The sequence below is a fragment of the Kitasatospora sp. NPDC089913 genome, assembly GCF_044748625.1.
In the GTDB taxonomy this organism is placed as follows: Bacteria; Actinomycetota; Actinomycetes; order Streptomycetales; family Streptomycetaceae; genus Kitasatospora.
The window spans coordinates 16160-33802 of record NZ_JBIVGI010000055.1 but is presented as its reverse complement, the minus strand read 5'-3'; the positions used below and the strand labels follow the sequence as shown (position 1 = coordinate 33802).

The following is a 17643-nucleotide window of genomic DNA, read 5'->3' as shown; positions in this document are numbered from 1 at the left end:
TCGTCATGGACTCCCGCTCGATCGGCGCCGACCTCTCCTTCGCCTGGCCGACCAACGAGATCGCCGTCATGGGCGCCGAGGGCGCCGCCAACGTCATCTTCCGCCGGGACATCAACGCCGCCGACGACCCGGACGCGATGCGCAACCAGAAGATCAAGGAATACAAGAGCGAGCTGATGCACCCGTACTACGCGGCCGAGCGCGGCCTCGTGGACGACGTCATCGACCCCGCCGAGACCCGCCAGGTCCTGGCGTCCTCGCTGGCGATGCTGCGCACCAAGCACGCGGACCTGCCGAGCCGCAAGCACGGCAACCCCCCGATGTAGCAGCACCGCCCGGCCGGCACCGCACGGCCGGCCGCGCCGACGCCCACTCACCACCGACGCCGGGAGAAATCCGGACCATGACCGCTTCCGCCGAACCACTCGTCCGAATCGTCCGCGGCTCGCTCTCCGACGAGGAGCTCGCCGCCCTGACCGCCGTGCTGATGGCCCGCGCCGCGGCCGCCCAGCAGGCGGCCGCCTCCTCGCCGGTCGAGCCGATCGCCAACTGGCAGCGCCTGGAGCGCCGCCCGGCGTACTTCTCGCCGGTCAGCTGGCAGTGGGCCGCCTGACGCCTCGCCCGAGGACCCGCACGGAAACCGCTCGGCCGTGGGGGGGGCCCCCCCCCGCCCCGGGGGGGGGGGCCCCCGGGGGGGCCCCCCCCCCGGGCGGGGGGGGGGGCCCCGGGGCCCCCCCCCCCCCCCCGGCCCCCCCCCCCCCCCCCCGGGGGCGGGCCCCCCCCCCCCGGCCGGGGGGGGGGGGCGGCCCGACGGCGTTCCCCGGGCAGGCGGCCGGGCGGCTGACCGCGGGCAGCCGCCCGGGACCGGAACTCCGCACTGCCGCCCGAAACGGCTCGAAAGGGTCCCTACCGGACGGTATGCGGGCCGCCGCCCGGCCCGCCCCCGTAGGATCCAGCAGCTGACGACCGGAACCACCAGGGAGGCTTCGATGGCCAGGCAGGCCCGCGCGCTGGCGACCCGCCAGACGGTGCTGTGCGCCGCGGCCGAGGTCTTCGACGAGCGCGGCTACGCGGGCGCCACCATGGCCGAGATCCTGGACCGGGCCGGGGTCACCAAGGGCGCGCTGTACTTCCACTTCCCGTCCAAGGAGGAGCTCGCGCTCGCCGTGATCGAGGGCCAGAGCGCCTGGCTGGCCACCTGGCAGCCGACCTCCAGCAGCCCGATGCAGACCGTGATCGACCTCGGGCACGCCTTCGCCCACTCGCTGCTGGACGACCCGCTGCTGCGCGGCTCGATCCGGCTGACCATCGAGCACGGCACCTTCACCCAGCCGCAGATCGGCGCCTACCAGGGCTGGACGGACGCGGCGCGGGAGCTGCTGGAGCGGGCCCGGGACGCCGGCGAACTGCGGCCGGGGGTGCGGCCGGCCGCGGCCGCGGGGGTCATCACCGGCGCGGTGACCGGCATCCAGCTCAGCTCGCAGGTCCTGACCGACCGCAAGGACCTGCTGCAGCGGATGGCCGACCTCTGGACGCTGCTGCTGCCCGGACTGGTCGAGCCGCGGACCCTGGCCCGGCTGAACACCGTCGACCTGGACCGGGACCAGGCCCGGTCCAGGGCACCGCGGACCGGGTCGGGCCGTCCGGATCCGGGCTAGGGCGTGTCCGTCCGGATCCGGTAGTCCGCCACCCGGTCGGCCGGGACGAGGGACGGCAGCGCCACCGTCCAGAGGCCGCCGACCGCCTCGGCGGCCAGCCGGCCGGTGGACTCGGCGGCGAACAGCACCAGCCCGGCCGCCAGGGTGGTCAGCAGCCCGGCCGCCTGCTCCCGGTCCAGCCCGGGCCGCAGCTCACCGGCCGCGGCGGCGCGGTCGAGCAGGGTGCGGAAGACGGCGGTCAGGCTCCACCACGCGTCGGCCGACGGCTCCGGCGGCGAACCGGCCGGCGACACCACCGCCCCCACCCCGCAGCCGGCCGGGCGGCCGCCGAGGCCGAGCAGCACACCGGCCCGGACGACCACGTCCTCGCGCAGCAGCCGGGCCAGTTCGTGGGTGAGGTCGAGGAGTTCCTGGACGGCCGGCCCCCGGCCGCGCAGCGCCCGCAGCACGGCCAGGCCGATGGTGTCGGCCGCCGCGGCGCGGACCCCGTCCGCGAGCGCCTGCTTGGAGACGAAGTGGAAGTAGAGCGCGCCCTTGCTGACACCCGCCCGGCGGCTGATGTCGACCAGGCTCGCCGACTCGAAGCCCGCGTCGGCGAAGGTGTCCGCCGCCGCGAGCAGCACGGCCTGCCTGGTCCGCCCCGCCCGTTCCTGCTTGGCCACTCGGTCCCTCCGGCCCCCGGCCGTGGCGAGCTCCGGCTCGCCCGGTTGCTGTCACGGCGCCGTCGTCGATGGTGCGGCGCCTCTGCGGACCGTCGGTGGCGCGCCGCGCCCGCCCGAAACCGCATGGTTGGTATCTAATCTAGCCCCTGCCCGGCCCCCGCCGTCCAGAGGGGACCGACCCCCGCCCAAGGTCCTGGGCGGGCCGCCCGGGCGTTACCGCAGGCCGGAACGCGGGTACGGTGAACCCGCCGGGTGGGGGCCGGCGGCTACCCCGCAGGGGGAGCAGAAACCGGGTGGCCTGTATGTTTTGCGCAGGCCGCCCGTACGGCCGGCCGACCGACACCCGGGAGTGGGGCCAGTCATGCCAGTGTTCACCGCGATGGACGGCGACGCTCCGTATCCCCACCCCGGCCCCGGCCAACCGGGCCCGCGCCGCTACGACTTCCACGAACGGACCGTCTCCCGTCAGCTGGTCCACCGCTCCTCCGTCGCCGAAGTACTCATCACCGGCTGGCAGTCCACCGGTCCGTACGACTTCCTGCTGGGCGCCCAGTGGCCCCGGCTGCACGGTTTCTACCGGCTGCCCGGCGACCGGCACCACGACCCGGTGCTGATGGCCGAAACCGTCAGGCAGGCCGCGCTGTTGGTCGGGCACGCCGGTTTCGGCGTCCCCCACGACCACCACGCCGTGCTCGACGAACTCGGTTACACCCTCGGTCCGGCCGGCCTCGACGGCCTCGCGGTCGGCGCCGCCCCCACCGAACTGATGCTCAGGGTCAGCTGCCACGACGTCCGGATGCGGCACGGTCGGCTGGTCGCACTGCGGGTGCACGCGGAGATCGAACGGGACGGACGTCCGGTCGGCCGCGGCGTCGGGGGCCTGCGGATCCTCTCCCCCGCCGCCTACGACCGGCTGCGCGGCCCGCGCCGCCCGGCCGCCCCGCCGCGGATCCCGGAACAGGTCGTCGCGCCGGAACTGGTGGGCCGCCAGCAGGCCGCCGACGTGGTGCTCGGCCCCGCCCTGCTGCCCGGCAGCTGGCTGCTGCGCGCGGACGCCGCGCACCCGGTGCTGTTCGACCCGATGGACCCGGCACCGGGGCACCTACCCGGGATGCTCGTCCTGGAGGCCGCCCGGCAGGCCGCCCAGCGCCTGCACCACCCGGACCGGATGGTGCCGGTGGACCTGGTGACGGCCTTCCACGACCCGATCGCGCCGGACCGCCCGTGCGTGGTGCGGGCCGTCCGCGAGGTCGGCCCGGAGTCCGCCCAAGACGGCTGCGGCGGACGCCGGGCGCCCGTCCGGGTCGTGCTGGTCCAGGACGGCCGCACGGTGGCCGAGGTCCGGCTGACCGGCGCCCCGGCCGACGGCGCCCCCGTCGGCGGGGGAAGGTCCGCGGCCGCCCCGGCCCCCGCCCGGCGCGGCCTGCCGCTCGCCAGCTGAACCGGCGCCCCCGCTCCTCCCCCGCCTCCCCCGTTCCTTCCCGCTCCTCCCCCGCCCTCCCCGGCTACCCCCGCCGGGTCAGGCCGCCACCAGCGCCGACGACGGCCGCCCCGCGTGCATCACGCTGAGGTTCTCGGCCAGCCGCCCGGGGTCCTGCGCCAGCCAGAGCCGCAGCGCGGCGCCCAGCATCGCGCTGGCCGAACCGATCCGCACCTGCGTCACCTGGGCGATCCGGGCCGCGCCGGGCACCAGCAGATCGGCCAGCGGCGTCGGCAGCCAGACGGTCAGCGCGCACGGCGCGGGGGCCGCGAGGGCGCCCAGCAGCCGGTGCGCGTCGGCCGGCGAGACGAACGTCGGGATGATGTCCAGCAGACCGTCGGCCACCACCTCGGACACGTCGCTGCGGTGCCCCTGGGCGAGCCGGCGGAGCAGCAGCTGCTCGGCGGCGGTGATTCGGACGGTCAGCATGACCTCGTCGCACTCCATTGCGCGATTTCCTCCTCAGTTCCTCCCCGTACCGGACCGGGTGGCCCGGCACGCACTACCCCCGTCGCACCTCGGCCCGGCTTCCTGGTCTGGAGCGCCGGGCCGGTGTGTGGTTCCGGTTCCGGTCAGAGCCCCGCGTAGGAGTGCTTGCCGGTCACGAAGATGTTCACGCCGTAGTAGTTGAACAGCCAGCAGGCGAAGGCGCCGAGGGCCAGGTAGGCGGCCTTGCGTCCCTTCCAGCCGGCGGTGGCGCGGGCGTGCAGGTAGCACGCGTAGGCGACCCAGGTGATGAACGACCAGGTCTCCTTCGGGTCCCACTCCCAGTACTTGCCCCAGGCGGCCTCGGCCCAGATCGCGCCCGCGATGATGGTGAAGGTCCAGAGCGGGAAGACCAGCGCGTTGATCCGGTAGGACAGCTTGTCCAGGGTGGAGGCGGCGGGCAGCCGGCGCCAGATCGACGGCGAGGTGCCCAGCGGGCCCTTGGCCAGACCGGCCGCCGTCCGCTTGTCGAAGGAGTCCTTGCCCAGGTAGAGCAGGGTCGTGATGAACGCCGCGTAGAAGGCGCCGCCGCAGACGATCGCGGTGGAGACGTGGATCGCCAGCCAGTACGAGTGCAGGGCCGGGACGAGCTGCTCGGACTCGGTGTAGAGCACCGTGACGGCGACGCCCAGGGTCAGCAGCACCGCCAGGGTGACCGGCAGGCCGAGCCAGCGGACCGGCTTCTTCGCGATCATCAGGCCGAGGAAGGCCAGCGTCATGGCGAGCGCGAAGGCGCAGGAGAACTCGTACATGTTGCCCCACGGCCAGCGGGACACCGAGAGGCCACGGGTGAGCACGCCGCCCGCGTGCAGCAGCGTGGCCAGCACGGTCAGCGAGACCGCGATCCGGCCGGACAGGTCGGCCTTCTCGCTGGTGCCGGCCGCGCCGGGACCGTCGAGCTCCTCCTCGCCGCGCCCGCCGGTCACCACCGTCGCGCCCTCGCCGGCCAGCGCCGTGCGGGTCAGCGTGGTGGTGCCGCCGCCCGCCGAGGCGACGGTGACGGTGACCTTCTTGGCGCCCTTGGCCCCGGCCTCCGCCGCGGCGACGGCGCCGGCCAGGCCCGCCTGCTCGCTGGAGCGGACGGCGACGGCGCCCTTGGCACCGAAGGTCCACTCGAACATGTAGGCGAACATGGCGATCAGGTAGACCGCCATCGCCGAATAGATCAGCTTGTTGGACAGGTCGGCCAGCTGCGGGTCGACCGACGAGGCGAGGTGCACCGTCTACTCCTTGGAGTTCTGATCGGCGGGAACTGCGGATTCTGCGGGTGCCGAGGCCTCGTCGGCCTCCGCGGAGCCGTTCTCGGACTCGTGGTCGGGCCCGGCCTCGGGTGCGTTGCCGGACTCGTCGTCGGACTCGTCGTCGAGCGCCGGGGCGTCGTCCTGGAGGTCCACCGCCAGCGCGGCCAGCTCCTCGGCGATCTTCGCCGACTCGCTGCGGCCCAGCCCGGCCAGCTCGACCTGCGTCCCGCCGCCCGGCAGGGCCACCGCCCGCACCCAGATCCGGCGCCGCTGGACGAACAGCGAGCCGATCAGGCCGGCGATCGCCAGCACCGCGCCGGCCAGCGCGATCGCGTTCCCCGGCCGGTGCGAGACGTTGAAGCTGGCCCACTGCTTGTAGCCCTCGAAGGTGACCGTCCCGTAGCCGTCCGGCAGGGTCCAGCCCTGGCCCGGCTTCAGCCGGATCTTGGCCGGCTCGCCGTCCTGCTGGAGCTGGGTCAGGTTCTTCGTGTTGAGCTGGTAGATGTTCTGCGGCAGGCCGGAGTCGGTGCCCAGGTCGCCCGCGTAGGCGTTGAGCACCAGCACCGGGTCCGCGTCACCGGGGAACAGCGAGCGCGGGCCGGTGTTCCGGTCGAAGGCCACCGGCGCGGTCGGCAGGAAGAAGCCGGACAGGCCCAGCTGGGTCCGCTTCCCGTCCTTGTCCCCGTAGTCGGAGACCTTGATGACGCCGGTGGAGGTCAGGTTGCCGTCCTGCGGCAGGAACGGGGTGGCACCGGTGTAGACGACGTCGCCGGCCGCGTTGCGCACGGTGATCACCGGGGCGTAGCCGTGCCCGATCAGGAAGAACTTGCTGCCGCCGATCTCCAGCGGGTGGTTGACCTCGATCCTGCCCTGCTGGAGCTTCGCCGGGTCGCTGCCCTCGTAGTAGTCGACGTTCGCGGTGAACTGCCGCGCGCTGCCGATCTGCGAGCCGTTGTTCTGGAACTTCGAGGTGAAGGTCTTCAGCTTCACGTAGAAGGGGTCGAGGTCCTCGGTGCCGTAGAACCGGGTGCCGGTGAAGTCGTCGAGCTGGGTGATCGTGTTGGAGTAGCCCTCGCCCTCGACCAGCAGCTTGCCGCCGGTGCCGCTGGCCAGGCTCGCCCAGGCGAAACCGCCGAGCAGCGCGAACAGCGACAGGTGGAAGACCAGGTTGCCGACCTCGCGCAGATAGCCCTTCTCGGCCGCCACCGCGCCGCCGTCCAGGTGCGCCCGGAAGCGCCGCGCGCGCAGCAGCCGGTGGGCGGCGGCGTTGACGGTCGCGGCATCCGCGTCCGTCCGCCAGGCCGCGTACACCGGCATCCGGGTCAGGTTGCGCGGCGCCGCCGGCGGCCGGGAGCGCAGCACCCCGACGAACTGCCAGGTCCGCGGCACGATGCAGCCGGCCAGCGAGACGAACAGCAGGATGTAGATCGCGGAGAACCAGACCGAGCTGTAGACGTCGAACAGCTGGAGCTTCTCGTAGATCGGCGCGACCGTGGAGTGCTGCGCCTTCCAGGTCTGGACCTTGAACTCGTTCTGGCCGTTCTGCGGGATCAGCGAGCCCGGGATCGCCGCCAGCGAGAGCAGGAAGAGCAGGATCAGCGCGACCCGCATCGAGGTCAGCTGGCGCCACATCCAGCGCAGCCAGCCGACCACGCCGATGCCGGTCGGACCGTCGGACTCGGCCGGGGCGGTGGTGAGCCGCTCGGCCGCTTCCTCGGTGGCGCCCTGCGCCTCGTCACCGACCCGTTCACGGTCGGTCGTCGTGTTGGTCACGGGTCAGATTCCGATCTGGAAGCCGGCGAACTGGTTCTGCAGGTCACTCACCATGGCGTCCCAGACTCCGGTGACCAGCAGCAGACCGACCACGACGAGCATGCCGCCGCCGATCCGCATGACGAGCGGGTAGTGCCGCTTCACCCAGCCGAAGGCGCCCAGCGCCCGGCGGAAGGCCAGCGCGGCCACGATGAACGGTACGCCGAGGCCCAGGCAGTAGAAGACCATCAGCAGCGCACCGCGCTGGGCGTCGGCCTGGTTGAGCGCGAGGTTGGTGACGGTGGCCAGGGTCGGCCCCATGCACGGGGTCCAGCCGACCCCGAAGACCACGCCGAGCAGCGGCGCGCCGAGCAGCCCGACCACCGGGCGGCGGTGGGTGCGCACCTCGCGCATGCTCAGACCGGGCACCAGGCCCATGAAGGCCAGGCCCATCACGATGGTGAGCGCCCCGAGCACCTTGCTGATGACCGCCTGGTGCTCCTTGAGCGTGTCGCCGAACTGGCCGAACAGCGCGCCGCTGGAGACGAAGACGGCGGTGAAGCCGAGGATGAACAGCCCCGCGCCGGCCAGCATCCGGCCGCGCCGGGCCCCGCGCGCGTCGGCGAGGTCGGCGGCCGAGAAGCCGGTCACGTAGGAGAGGTAGCCGGGGACGAGCGGCAGCACGCAGGGCGAGAAGAACGACACCAGGCCCGCCGCCAGCGCGATCGGCGCCGCGACCAGCAGCGCCCCGCTCTGGATGGTCCCGATGTTGTCGGCGAGCTGCAGCGTCCCGCTCACCGCTGCTGCTCCGCCAGCACCGGCTGGAGCATGGTCTCGAGGGCGTCGTCGGTCTGGCCGCCGACGGCGCGGGCGGCGAGCCGGCCGTCCCGGTCGACCACCAGGGTGGTCGGGATGGACTGCGGGTTGAGGCTGCCCTTGGGGAACTTCAGCAGCTGGGCGCCGGCCGGGTCGTAGATGCTGGGGAAGGTGACGCCCTTCTCCTGCTCGAAGCGGACGGCGTTCTTGATCTCGGTGTCCCGGGTGTTGATCCCGAGGAACTGCACGCCCTGGTCCTTGTACTTGTCCCAGATCCGCTGGAGGTCGTCGGCCTCCGAACGGCACGGGCCGCACCAGGAGCCCCAGACGTTCAGCACGACGACCTTGCCCCGGTAGTCGGAGAGCTTGGCCGGGGCGCCCTCCAGGGTGTCGCCGCCGATGTCCGGCGCTTCCTGGCGGTGGCCGACGGCGGCGGTGGAGATGTTGCTGCCCTTGGCGGTGACGAAACCGATCTGTCCGTCACCGCTGGCCGAGGAGCCGGAGGAGCTGCAGGCGGTGAGGGCCAGCGCGGCAGCGGCGGCGGTGACCGCGGCGGCGGCGAGACGGGGACGGGGGCGCGTCATGCCAGACATGTGAAAAGTTTCGCATGGAGTCACGGGCAGGTACCGGGGGGTCCGGCATTCTCTGCCGGACCCCCTCTGACCTGCGACGGGACCGATCTTCGGGGTGTCGCGGGAGTGTGACCCAGGTCTTACTCACACGGCGCTTACACCGGATCGGGAACCATGAACACCGTTCCGCTCGTCCGGGCTCCCTCGGCGTACCCGGAACCGGCCGCCCCGGACCGGCCCTTCGGCCGGCCCCGGAGCCGGTGCCAGGCGCCGGCGTCAGGCGCCGAAGCTCTTGCCCACCGGCTTGCTCTTGCCGCCCTTGCCGACCAGGTGGGCCGGCAGCAGGTCGCGGGCCGGCTCGCGGTAGCCCACCGAGACGATCCGGTCGCCCTCGTAGGTGAAGCTGGTCAGCGAGGCCAGCGAGCACTGCCGGTTGCGCGGGTCGTGCCAGAGCCGGCGGCGCTCCACGAAGGAGCGGACGATCCAGATCGGCAGCTGGTGGCTCACGCACACCGCCTCGTGCCCCCGCGCGGCGTCCCGGGCGGCGGCCAGCGCGCCCATCATCCGCACCGCCTGCTCCAGGTACGGCTCGCCCCAGGAGGGCTTGAACGGGTTGGTGAGGTACTTCCAGTAGGACGGGTTGCGCAGCGAGCCGTCGCCCACTCCGAAGGTCTTGCCCTCGAAGATGTTCTCCGCCTCGATCAGCCGCTCGTCCGACGCGAGGTCCAGCCCGTGGGACCGGGCGATCGGCGCGGCGGTCTCCTGGGCACGCTCCAGCGGGGACGCCACCACGTGGGTGATGTCCCGCCCGGCCAGGTCCTCGGCGACCCGCTCGGCCATCTCCCGGCCCAGTTCGGACAGCCGGTAGCCCGGGAGGCGGCCGTAGAGGACGCCCTCCGGGTTGTGCACCTCACCGTGCCGCATCAGGTGGACGACGGTGATGTCCTTGGCGCTCACTTCTCAGTACTCCTGGGACTCGTAAGGGCTGGGCGCCGGGCCTGGTGGCCCGGGGCGGTGGCTCAGGCCGTGGCTTCGGCGGCGGCCCGGGCGGCGGCGGGCAGGGCGGCGGCGATCCGCTCGATCGCCCGCCCGTCGTGCGCCGAGGAGACGAACCAGGACTCGAAGGCCGACGGCGGCAGGTAGACGCCCTGCGACAGCATCGAGTGGAAGAACGCGGTGAAGCGGAAGGACTCCTGGGTCTTCGCCTCGTCGTAGTTCGTGACGGCGTCCTCGGTGAAGAACACCGAGAACATGTTCCCGGCGGTCTGCAGCCGGTGCGTCACGCCCTCCTTGGCGAGCGCGGCGGAGACCAGGCCGGAGACCTCGGCGGCGACCCGGTCGACGGCCGTGTAGACCTCGTCGGTGCAGCCCCGCAGCTGGGCCAGGCCGGCCGCGGTGGCGATCGGGTTCCCGGAGAGGGTGCCGGCCTGGTAGACCGGGCCGGCCGGGGCGAGGTGGGCCATCACGTCGGCGCGGCCGCCGAAGGCCGCCGCGGGGAAGCCGCCGCCCATGACCTTGCCGAAGGTCAGCAGGTCGGGCGCCCAGCCCTCGTGCGCCGCCTCCAGGCCGTACCAGCCCGCCCTGGACACGCGGAAGCCGGTCATCACCTCGTCGGAGACGAACAGCGCGCCGTTCTCCCGGCAGAGCCGGGCCAGGCCGCCGTTGAAACCGGGCAGCGGCGGGACGACGCCCATGTTGCCGGGCGAGGCCTCGGTGATCACGCAGGCGATCTCGCCGGGGTGGGCCCGGAAGGCCGCCTCGACGGCGGCGAGGTCGTTGTAGGGCAGCACGATGGTGTCGCCGGCCTGGGCGCCGGTGACGCCCGGGGTGTCCGGCAGGCCGAAGGTGGCCAGGCCGGAACCGGCGGCGGCCAGCAGCGCGTCCACATGGCCGTGGTAGCAGCCGGCGAACTTCACGACCTTGGCGCGGCCGGTGAAGCCCCGGGCCAGCCGGATCGCCGACATGGTGGCCTCGGTGCCGGAGGAGACCAGCCGGACCTGCTCGACCGGGGCGACCCGGGCGACGATCTCCTCGGCCAGCTCGACCTCGCCCTGCCCGGGCGTGCCGAAGGAGGTGCCGCGGGAGACCGCCTCCCGCACCGCGTCCAAAACGGCGGGGTGCGCGTGGCCGAGGATCATCGGACCCCACGAGCAGACCAGGTCGACGTACTCGCGGCCGTCGGCGTCGGTCAGGTAGGGGCCGGTTCCGGACACCATGAAGCGCGGCGTACCGCCGACGGCGCGGAAGGCGCGCACCGGGGAGTTGACGCCGCCGGGCGTGACGACCGAGGCACGATCGAAGAGCGACTGGGACTGGGGTGCTTCGTAGGGGTAGCTCACGGGAGACATGGTCTCAAATCGTGTCCTTCACCTCTGCATGTCGGACCTCATCATCTGGAACGATGATCCGGGCGCCCGAGTCTGTACGGTTATCCGTACAACAGGACCCCTGGCTGCGACGGCCACCCGGACCAGTCAGACTATGTACCCGGAGTGTCTCCGGGGTTCGTCCGGCCGCGAGGGTGGGCAGGAACCCCGGGTCGATGCAGGGGTGTGAAGAGGACTGCCGCGTACCGCGACTGGGTACGGCGGCGCATGACGGGTAAGGAGCACGTCCGGAGGACACCGGACGTGCGGGGGTCTGTCGATTCCGGCGAATTCCGGTGAGGATGGTCCGAGTGTCCGAGGCGCAGGACGGCTACGACGAGGCCGCGGGTGGCCCCCGCCGGCCCGCCGAGACCGCACGCGGGGGTACGGGAGCGGGAACGGGGCGTGGCGGCCGTGGCCGTGAGAGGCGGGGTGAGGGACGCGTGGGGGTGACGTACAAGTACTTCGGCGCACCCGACCGGGCGACCGCGGCCCGGGTCCCGACCGCGCTGGGCCCCGGCGGGCTCGGCCTGGACGCGGGCGAACTCGGCTCGCTCGGCCGGCTCGGCGATCTGATGGAGACCAGCGGCTCGCCCAACGGCCACCTCTCCACCAAGATCAAGCCGGAGACCATGAGCGCGATGGTCCTCACCGGCATCCAGGGCGTTCCGCTGCACCAGGTGCCCCCGCTGGAACTGGTCGTGCTGCACCCGGACTACGCGGTCGTCCAGCTGCCCCACAACGTCGTCGAACCGCTGCGGAAGGCCGACGAGACCGAACTCGGCGCCGCCGCCTTCATCTGGTCCACCGTCCCCGACCGCCGGGGCCCGCGCGACGCCTTCGTGATCTACAGCATGCTGCACGAGTGGCAGGACTTCGCCAACCGCCTGCACGAGGCCGGGCACCAGCTGTACTGCCTGGTCTGGCCCTGACCGGCCGGTTCCGCGGGACGTTCGACGGGCGGGCTCCCGGCGCGATGCCGGGGGCCCGCCCGTCGGTTCCGAAGGGGGCGACGGGGGATCAGCCGCCGGAGCCGTAGCTGGTGTTGGCGCAGATGTCGTCGTCCGCCGAACGGGCTTCCTCGGTGACCGAGCTGGGCAGCGGGGCGGGGGCGGCCGGGGCCGCCGGGGTGCCCGGAGCGGCCGTGCCGGCACCGCCGTCGGCGTCGGCGTAGTCCTTGCCGAGCACCACGCTGATGCCCGCCGCCGTGGTGGAGGTGAGGGTGGCCCCGGGGAACAGCGCGGCCACCTTCTCGGCGTTGGCCTTCTGCCCGGCGCCGTACTCGACCGTCGTGGTGAGCTTGTTGGTGGACTTCGCCTGGCTGACGGCGGTGACGGTGAACTGCGCCGCCTTCAGCGCCTCACCCGCCTTGGCGCCGAGGCCGTTGACGGTCGTTCCGTTGTAGACGGCGACCCTGATCGGGGCCGCGACGGCGCGCGCGGGCGGCGCGGTGGTGGCCGGCGGGGCCTCCGGGGTGGCCGCGGGGGCGGCCGGGGCCTCCGGCGTGGCGGCCTGCTCGCCGGTGGCGTCCTTGCCGTCCAGGGTGCGGTCGGCCTTGATGGCCTCCCAGAGCCGGTCCACGTCGGGCTTCACCAGGTCGAGGTTGGCCTCGCTGTAACGCCACGGCGGGGTCACGAACTTGAGGTCGTGCAGGTCGATGTTCTTCAGCGAGAGGGCGAAGGACATCAGCTTGTCGACCGAGTTGAGCCCCTCGTCCACCCGCAGCGACTTGGTGGCCGCGTCGGCCAGCGGCAGCAGGGTGGTGGGCTCCAGGCCCTTCTTCTTGACCGTGCTGATCATCGAACTCATGAACGCCTGCTGGCGCTTCATCCGGCCGATGTCGGAACCGTCGCCGATGCCGTGCCGCAGCCGGACGTAGTCGAGCGCCTTCTGACCCTCCACCTTCTGCCGTCCGGCCGGGAGGACCTGACTGCCCTTCTTCTGGAGGTTGGGGTTGATGTCGTTCTCGTAGATGGCCTTGGGCAGGCAGACCTCGACGCCGCCGACCGCCTTGGTCATCGCCGCGAAGCCGGAGAAGTCGACCACCAGGGTGTGGTCGACCCGGATCCCGGTGAGCTTCTCCACCGTGTTCTGGGTGCAGGCGGCGTTGCCCTCCGGCGAGTCGCCCTGCGAGAACGCGGCGTTGAAGAGGACGTCCTTGCCCTTCTGCTCCTTGGTCCACTTGCCGTTGGGGAGTTTGCAGGGCGGGATGGTCACCAGGGTGTTGCGCGGGATCGAGACGCCGATGGCGTTCTTGTGGTCGGCGTAGACGTGCAGCAGGATCGTGGTGTCCGAACGGGCCCCGTCGGCGTCGCCGCCGCCCAGGTCGGAGTTGCCGCCGCCGCGGCTGTCGGAGCCGATCAGCAGGATGTTCACCGGCTTGTTGCCGTTGGCGTCCGCGGCGGACGCCGGCGGGCGGTCCTTGCTGAGCCCGTCCGAGTCGATGGTCTTGATGTTGCCGCTGAGCTTGAGGTAGATCGCCCCGCCGGTCCCGGCTATGAGCACCAGGGCGCCCACGGCCGTCCAGCCGACGATCTTCTTCACGTTGCGCTCGGGCTTCTTGCCGCGCCCGCCCGCCCTGCGGTGGCCCGAGCCGTTCGCCCCGCCGTCGCCGCCCGGTCCGCCGCGGCCGCCCTTGCCCTGGGCCGCGCGCCTGGCCTCGGCCCGGCCGCCGGCCCTGGGCGCCGGGATCGAGCCACCGGCGGCGGCCTTGCCCGTACCGGAACCGCCCGCCGCGGAGCCGTTCACGGAGCCGCTCCCGGACGCTCCCGAACCCGCCGAGCCGGTCGGGTCCTCGGAACGCGGCCTGGCCACGCTGGACCGACTCCTGTCTCGGCGACCCGACATCCCCGCACCTCTCACGGCTGTGTCCTCGAACGATCGGCGGCCAGGACGTCCGCCCCGGCGCCACGTGGAGCATACAAGCCGACCGGAAACGACCTGTCGCCGCTCCGGGGCCGCCGGTTGCGCGGACGGCCCCGGAGGGCTCCTCACTTCTTCGGACGCGGCAGCAGGGCGGTGACCACGAAGGCCAGGGCGAGCAGCCCGGTGGCGACCGCGAAGGCGAGCCGGAAACCGCCGGTGAGCGCCTCCGCCGCCGGCCGGCCGGCGGCGACCAGGGCGTCGCCGCGGGAGGTGGCCAGGGTGGAGAGCACCGCCACCCCGAGCGCGGCACCGACCTGCTGGGTGGTGTTGAACAGTCCGGAGGCCGTCCCGGCGTCCTCCTCGCCGGCGCCGGACATGCCCAGCGCGGCCAGTCCGGAGAGCACCAGCCCGCCACCGCCGGCGAGCAGCATGGTCGGCAGCAGATCGACCGGGTAGCCCGCGTCGGCCGGCAGCCGGGTCAGCAGGCCGAGCGCCGCGACCAGCAGCCCGAGACCGGCCAGCAGGACGGCACGCTCGCCGAACCGGGCGCTCAGCCGGGCCGAGAGCAGCAGGGAGACGGCACCGATCGCGACGGCGGCCGGGAGCATGGCGAGACCGGTGGCGGCGGCCCCGTAGCCGCGCACGTTCTGCAGGTAGAGCGCCACCAGGACCTGGAAGCCGAACATCCCGGAGATGACCAGCACCTGCACCGCGTTGGCGGTGGAGACGGCCCGGGAGCGGAACATCCGCAGCGGCAGCAGCGGTGTCGCGGCCAGGGCCTGGCGGACCAGGAAACCGGCCAGCAGGACCAGCGCGAGCAGGCCGAGGACGAGGGTCCGGGCGGAGGTCCAGCCGTGCTCGGCCGTGCCGACCAGGGTGTAGATGCCGAGCATCAGCGCCGCCGTGATCAGCACCGAGCCCAGGGCGTCGGCGCCGGCCCGCAGCCCGGGGCCGCGGTCGGGGGCCAGTACGCGCAGCGCCAGCAGCGCGGCGGTGAGGCCGAGCGGCAGGTTGATCAGGAAGATCCAGTGCCAGTCCAGCGCCTCGGTGAGCACACCGCCGAGCACCTGGCCGATCGACGCGCCGGCCGCGCCGACGAAGCTGAACGCGCCGATGGCACGGCCCCGCTCGCCGGGCTCCGGGAAGAGCGTGACGAGCATGCCGAGGCTGACCGAGGAGGCCAGGGCGCCGCCGACGCCCTGCAGGAAGCGGGCGGCGATCAGCAGTTCCGGGCCGGTGGCGAGGGCGCACAGCAGCGAGGCCGCGGTGAACAGCGCCAGCCCGGCGACGAACACCTTCCGGCGGCCGACGAGGTCCCCGAGCCGGCCGGCGAGCAGGAGCAGCCCGGCGAAGGCGATCAGGTACGCGTTGACGGTCCAGGTCAGGCCGGCCGGGGTGAAACCGAGGTCCTGCTGGATGGCCGGAAGGGCGACGGTGACGATCGAGCCGTCCAGGACGATCATCAGCATCCCCGCGCAGAGCACCGCCAGGGCGAGGGCGCGGGAGCGGGTCGGGGCGGGCGCGCCCGGGGCGGCCGCGGTCGACGTACGGGCGGTCGACGCTTGAGTGGTCGACACGTGGGTGGTCGACGCATGCGTGGTCATAGCGGGTCTCCCGGTGGGTCGAGTACCGGGTAGAACGCTAGCAGATTGTTTTGTTGTGGACTATCTCTTCCGAGAGAATCCTCTTGCAGATGATCCTCTTCCTGATTTCAGCCCCGGGAACGACGGGCCCTGCGGACCGTCCGCTCGCTCTCCACCGGCTCCGCCAGCGGCCCGCCCACCAGCCGGGTCAGCGCCGCGACGAAGGTGGTGCGCTCGTCCTCCGGCAGCGCCTCCAGCACGTCCCGGTGCACCCGGTCGGCGATCGCCGTGCCCCGCTCGACGGCCCGCTCCCCCGCCCCGGTCACCGAGATGATCCGGGCCCGGCGGTCGGCCGCGGACGGCCTGCGCTCGGCCAGCCCGGCCTTCTCCAGCTCGTCGACGGTCACCACCATGGTGGTCTTGTCCAGGTCCGCCAGCTCGGCCAGCTGGATCTGGGTGCGCTCGGCCTCCATCGCGTGGAACAGCACGCAGTACGCACGCGGGGTGATCCCGAGCTCGGTGAACGCGGCCGACATCCGGGTCGCGAGCACATGGCTGGCGTGGTCCAGCAGACCGGAGATGTCACGGATCTGCCGCACGGGCGGGCTGGTCGTCATGGTTCCGAGGTTAGCAACGGCCGTCCGCCGACGGACGATCCCGTGCGGGACCGTTTCCCGGGGGCACGGGTGCCGCGGCGGCGCCCGGGCACCGCCGGTTACGGAATGCCGAGCTCGAACAGCGCGTACCCCGCGTACCAGCCCGCCGCCACCGCCGGCATCGCGAACAGACCGGCCACCGTGCCCGGCCGCAGCCGTCGCAGCGCCACCGCCAGGCCGACGCACAGCGGGAAGGCCGGCAGCAGGTAGCGCGAGATGTTGCCGTAGATCTGGTTGCTGCTCAGCGCCATGAAGACGGTCAGCAGCGTGTAGATCACCAGGACCAGCGGCGGCCGCAGCCGCAGCAGCAGCACCAGCAGTCCGGGCAGGGCGATCAGCAGGCACACCGCGATGAGGTCCGGCGCCGGATTGGACTGCCAGAACGTCCAGTGCCCGGTGATCGTGTCCAGGGTGCTGCTCAGGGTGGACTCGCCCCAGTCGAAGTAGCGGTTCCAGGCGCCGCGCTGGAGCTTGAAGTAACCGGTCCAGTCGCCCATCCGCCAGCCGACCCAGGCGATGTACCCGAGCATGCCCCACGGGGTCATCAGCATCGCGGTCAGCGGCCGGGCCACCCCGTCGGTGCGCCGCACCAGCGCCACCAGCGCCGAGATCGACACCGCGGCGATCACCGTGGCCGCCGTCGGCCGGTTGAGACCGGCCACCAGGGCGAGCGTGCCGGCGGTCAGCCAGCGGCGGGTCATCACGCAGTAGCAGGCCCAGGCCGAGAGGGCGACGAACAGGGAGTCGGAGTAGACCGCCCACTCCACGCCCGAACCCGGGAACAGGCCCCAGATCACCGCCGCGGTCACCCCGGCCCGGAAGCCGCCGAGCCGCTCGGCGATCGCGAAGATCCCGGCGGCGGCGACGAAGGAGGCCAGCACCGAGACGACGATCCCCGAGCCGTACGGTCCGAGCCCGGTCACCGCCCCGACCAGCCGCATCAGCCAGGGGTAGAGCGGGAAGAACGCCGCCGAGTTCTCGTAGTAGGTGGCCAGCGGGTAGCCGTGCAGCGGGATCAGCTGCGGGTCGTAGCCGTTCTCCGCGATCCGCTGGTACCAGATGCCGTCCCAGGTGCCGAGCACGTCCCAGGGACGGGCGCCGCCACCGCGCCCCGGGTCCTTCTTCAGGAAGTCCTCGGTGTGCGAGAGCAGCAGCAGGAAGACGGTCAGCCCGGTCGCCTTGACCACCGCGTACGCGCCGAGCGCCGGCGCGAAGCGGTCGACCAGGGCGCCGATCCGGCCCGGACCCGGGGCCGGGGCGTCCGGCCCGCCGGTCCCCTCCGGCTCCGCCGACCCGGACGGCGACGACGGCGGGGAGGCCGACGAGGGCACGCCCGCGCCCCCGCCCGACGACTCGGTGCTCGATGCCGTGCTCATCAGCTCTGGTACTCCCCGCCCCACTCGCGTCCGGCGCGCCGACCGACACCGCGACGCCGGGCGAGCCTACGACACCCCGCCCGCCGCGGGGGCGGGCAGCCCGCTCCGTGACCGGACGGGCGGGTCGTGG

At 73.2% G+C, this 17643-nt stretch carries 17 protein-coding genes; 5 read left to right on the top strand and 12 right to left on the bottom strand.

All coding sequences use genetic code 11. The features are described from left to right. The 3 genes from ACIPYS_RS39760 to ACIPYS_RS39750 all read left to right on the top strand — a co-directional run. A partial coding sequence (locus tag ACIPYS_RS39760) for a carboxyl transferase domain-containing protein (protein WP_400755472.1) occupies positions 1-326 on the top strand: 326 nt, incomplete at its 5' end. 77 nt (positions 327-403) lie between these two features. Continuing rightward, entirely contained in the window at positions 404-613 is a 210-nt protein-coding gene (locus ACIPYS_RS39755) for an acyl-CoA carboxylase subunit epsilon (protein ID WP_030393819.1), read from the top strand. A gap of 376 nt (positions 614-989) precedes the next feature. Further along, on the top strand, positions 990-1658 hold the full coding sequence (locus ACIPYS_RS39750; protein WP_093861627.1) for a ScbR family autoregulator-binding transcription factor: 669 nt from the start codon (positions 990-992) through the stop codon (positions 1656-1658). On the opposite strand, the gene ACIPYS_RS39745 is transcribed toward ACIPYS_RS39750, so the two are convergent. Beyond that, positions 1655-2320: a ScbR family autoregulator-binding transcription factor gene (locus ACIPYS_RS39745; RefSeq protein WP_400755469.1), complete on the bottom strand. Its 666-nt coding sequence runs from the start codon at positions 2318-2320 to the stop codon at positions 1655-1657. The genes ACIPYS_RS39750 and ACIPYS_RS39745 overlap by 4 nt on opposite strands. 361 nt (positions 2321-2681) lie before the next feature. Between ACIPYS_RS39745 and ACIPYS_RS39740 the strand changes: the two genes are divergently transcribed. After that, a complete protein-coding gene (locus tag ACIPYS_RS39740) occupies positions 2682-3761 on the top strand; it encodes a ScbA/BarX family gamma-butyrolactone biosynthesis protein (protein WP_093861625.1) in 1080 nt (359 codons plus the stop codon). 78 nt (positions 3762-3839) lie between these two features. On the opposite strand, the gene ACIPYS_RS39735 is transcribed toward ACIPYS_RS39740, so the two are convergent. The 7 genes from ACIPYS_RS39735 to hemL all read right to left on the bottom strand — a co-directional run bounded on the left by ACIPYS_RS39735 (position 3840) and on the right by hemL (position 11015). Continuing rightward, the gene (locus ACIPYS_RS39735) at positions 3840-4229 is read right to left on the bottom strand and encodes a hypothetical protein (protein WP_159394092.1); all 390 of its coding nucleotides are present in this window, start codon (positions 4227-4229) and stop codon (positions 3840-3842) included. A gap of 143 nt (positions 4230-4372) precedes the next feature. Further along, positions 4373-5506, bottom strand: a complete 1134-nt coding sequence (ccsB, locus tag ACIPYS_RS39730) for a c-type cytochrome biogenesis protein CcsB (protein ID WP_093861624.1) — start codon at positions 5504-5506, stop codon at positions 4373-4375. Between the two features lie 3 nt (positions 5507-5509). Beyond that, the gene (locus tag ACIPYS_RS39725) at positions 5510-7300 is read right to left on the bottom strand and encodes a cytochrome c biogenesis protein ResB (RefSeq protein ID WP_400755467.1); all 1791 of its coding nucleotides are present in this window, start codon (positions 7298-7300) and stop codon (positions 5510-5512) included. A gap of 3 nt (positions 7301-7303) precedes the next feature. Further along, positions 7304-8077 carry a cytochrome c biogenesis CcdA family protein gene (locus ACIPYS_RS39720; RefSeq protein ID WP_037779811.1) on the bottom strand — a complete coding sequence of 258 codons (774 nt, stop codon included), beginning with the start codon at positions 8075-8077 and terminating at the stop codon, positions 7304-7306. Next, complete coding sequence (locus ACIPYS_RS39715; RefSeq protein WP_353653502.1) at positions 8074-8679, bottom strand: TlpA disulfide reductase family protein; 606 nt, start codon at positions 8677-8679, stop codon at positions 8074-8076. The genes ACIPYS_RS39720 and ACIPYS_RS39715 overlap by 4 nt, the downstream gene beginning before the upstream one ends. A gap of 264 nt (positions 8680-8943) precedes the next feature. Beyond that, positions 8944-9591, bottom strand: coding sequence for a histidine phosphatase family protein (locus ACIPYS_RS39710; RefSeq protein ID WP_093865052.1), 648 nt, complete (start codon positions 9589-9591; stop codon positions 8944-8946). Between the two features lie 95 nt (positions 9592-9686). Beyond that, positions 9687-11015: a glutamate-1-semialdehyde 2,1-aminomutase gene (gene hemL, locus ACIPYS_RS39705; RefSeq protein WP_400755466.1), complete on the bottom strand. Its 1329-nt coding sequence runs from the start codon at positions 11013-11015 to the stop codon at positions 9687-9689. 467 nt (positions 11016-11482) lie between these two features. On the opposite strand from hemL, the gene ACIPYS_RS39700 reads away from it, so the two are divergent. Next, positions 11483-11965 carry a hypothetical protein gene (locus tag ACIPYS_RS39700; protein ID WP_078881187.1) on the top strand — a complete coding sequence of 161 codons (483 nt, stop codon included), beginning with the start codon at positions 11483-11485 and terminating at the stop codon, positions 11963-11965. Between the two features lie 88 nt (positions 11966-12053). Here ACIPYS_RS39700 and ACIPYS_RS39695 read toward each other — a convergent pair whose 3' ends face one another. The 4 genes from ACIPYS_RS39695 to ACIPYS_RS39680 form a co-directional block, all read right to left on the bottom strand. Beyond that, positions 12054-13781 carry an LCP family protein gene (locus ACIPYS_RS39695; RefSeq protein WP_400755463.1) on the bottom strand — a complete coding sequence of 576 codons (1728 nt, stop codon included), beginning with the start codon at positions 13779-13781 and terminating at the stop codon, positions 12054-12056. A gap of 242 nt (positions 13782-14023) precedes the next feature. After that, complete coding sequence (locus tag ACIPYS_RS39690) at positions 14024-15502, bottom strand: MFS transporter (protein ID WP_093861620.1); 1479 nt, start codon at positions 15500-15502, stop codon at positions 14024-14026. 107 nt (positions 15503-15609) lie between these two features. Further along, the gene (locus ACIPYS_RS39685) at positions 15610-16098 is read right to left on the bottom strand and encodes a MarR family winged helix-turn-helix transcriptional regulator (RefSeq protein ID WP_400755461.1); all 489 of its coding nucleotides are present in this window, start codon (positions 16096-16098) and stop codon (positions 15610-15612) included. A 98-nt stretch (positions 16099-16196) separates the two neighbouring features. Further along, on the bottom strand, positions 16197-17513 hold the full coding sequence (locus tag ACIPYS_RS39680) for a hypothetical protein (protein ID WP_400755459.1): 1317 nt from the start codon (positions 17511-17513) through the stop codon (positions 16197-16199). Positions 17514-17643: the final 130 nt, after the last annotated feature.